This is a genomic window from Microbacterium sp. K41, assembly GCF_004794395.1.
In the GTDB taxonomy this organism is placed as follows: Bacteria; Actinomycetota; Actinomycetes; order Actinomycetales; family Microbacteriaceae; genus Microbacterium; species Microbacterium sufflavum.
The window spans coordinates 1-1671 of record NZ_SSDO01000020.1; the positions used below are offsets into that span (position 1 = coordinate 1).

3 protein-coding genes are annotated in these 1671 nt (G+C 74.0%); 2 read left to right on the top strand and 1 reads right to left on the bottom strand.

The window, feature by feature from the left end; genetic code table 11:
* A partial coding sequence (locus DW309_RS00185; protein ID WP_205812555.1) for a hypothetical protein occupies positions 1-184 on the bottom strand: 184 nt, incomplete at its 3' end.
* Positions 185-279: 95 nt separating this feature from the next.
* Here DW309_RS00185 and DW309_RS00190 point away from each other — a divergent pair.
* Together DW309_RS00190 and DW309_RS00195 are read left to right on the top strand one after the other, a co-directional pair.
* Positions 280-711, top strand: coding sequence for a GNAT family N-acetyltransferase (locus tag DW309_RS00190; RefSeq protein ID WP_136044177.1), 432 nt, complete (start codon positions 280-282; stop codon positions 709-711).
* Complete coding sequence (locus DW309_RS00195; protein WP_136036071.1) at positions 708-1625, top strand: pirin family protein; 918 nt, start codon at positions 708-710, stop codon at positions 1623-1625. Before DW309_RS00190 ends, DW309_RS00195 begins: the two co-directional genes overlap by 4 nt.
* Positions 1626-1671 lie beyond the last annotated feature (46 nt).

Here is a 1671-nt window from a genome sequence, read left to right on the forward strand (position 1 = left end):
CCGGCGCACGGGACGCGGTCACCGGCGTGGTGGGACCGGGACCCCAGTCGAGCGGCGGCTCGAACCCCGCGCCCTGCGGCTCCCAGTCCATCGGCTCCGGCGGCGCGGACGGCTCCCACCCGTCGCCCCAGGGCTCATCGGCGTAGGGCAGATCCTCGTACGGGTCACGGGGAGTCTGCGGCATGCCTCCAGCGTAACGACCCCGGCCGACACGGGCAGCGGCCGTCCCCACCACCGCGACCGGGGTTAGGTTGGACCCAGACCCCGAAGGAGCACCCGATGACCGACATCTCCGTGACCCGCAACGACGAGGCCTCCCGCTACGAGATCCGCTCCGACGACGTGCTCGCCGGGTTCGCCGAGTTCCAGCTGAGGCCGGGCGCCATCCGCTTCATCCACACCGAGATCGACCCGGCGTTCCAGGGCCAGGGGCTCGCCGGGAAGCTCGCCGCCGAGGCCCTGGCCGACGCGGCGGGGCGTGGCGACGCGATCGTGCCGCTGTGCCCCTACATCGCGAAGTACCTGCAGACGCACGAGGTGCCCGGCGCCGAGATCCGCTGGCCGCGGCGTCCCGCCGAGGTCCAGGGCGCGGCGGCACCGGACGCCGCAGTGCAGGAGAAGTCGGCGCAGGAGAAGTCGGCGCAGGACAAGTCGGCTCCGCGGGAGTCCGCCGGCGGCTCCGACGACGATCCCACCGGACGGGCGGAATGATCGGGCAGCGCCGCCTCGTCCTCGAGCCCCGCGACGTGCCGCTCGGGGGTGTGCGCGGCATGACCGTGCTGCGCGTGCTCCCGCACCGCAACCTGCCGACCATCGGCGCCTGGTGCTTCCTCGACCGGTTCGGACCAGCCGACACCCGCATGCGCGTCGAACCCCATCCGCACATCGGACTGCAGACGGTGACCTGGCCCCTCGTCGGCGAGATCCGTCACCGCGACTCGCTCGGCAGCGACGCCGACCTGCGCCGCGGGCAGCTGAACCTGATGACGGCCGGCAACGGCATCTCCCACTCCGAGTACTCCGTCGGCGACGACCCGATCCCCCTCGACGCGCTGCAGTTCTGGGTCGTGCTGCCCGAGTCCGCGCGGCACGGCGATGGCGGCTTCGAACGCCACACCGACCTGCCGACCGTCCAGCTGCCCGCGACCGAGGGGCCCGACGCCACGGCGACCGTCGTGCTCGGCGAGTTCGCCGCGACGCGCTCCCCCGCGACCGTGCACACCCCGATCGTGGGCGCCGAGGTCGTGCTGCCCGCCGGGTCGACCGTGCGCCTGCCGCTGCGGTCCGAGTGGGAGCACGCGCTGCTGCTGGTCGAGGGCGAGGCCGCGCTGTCCGAGCACGCCATGCAGCGCAACGCCCTGGTGTACCTCGGCGATTCGCGCACGGAGGTCGAGGTCACCAGCACCGAGGGCGCCCTGCTGTTCCTGCTCGGCGGCGAGCCGTTCGAGTCGGACATCGTGATGTGGTGGAACTTCGCCGGCCGCACGCACGACGAGATCGCGGCCGCCCGCGAGGACTGGGAGGCCGCGGCCCCGCGGTTCGGGACGGTCGAGGGGCACGACGTGCGCATCCCCGCGCCGCCGCTCCCGCCCGTCCGGCTCCTGCCGCGCACCCGCACCGTCTGACCCGCACCCTCTGACCCGCACGGACTGACCCGCACCCTCTGACCCG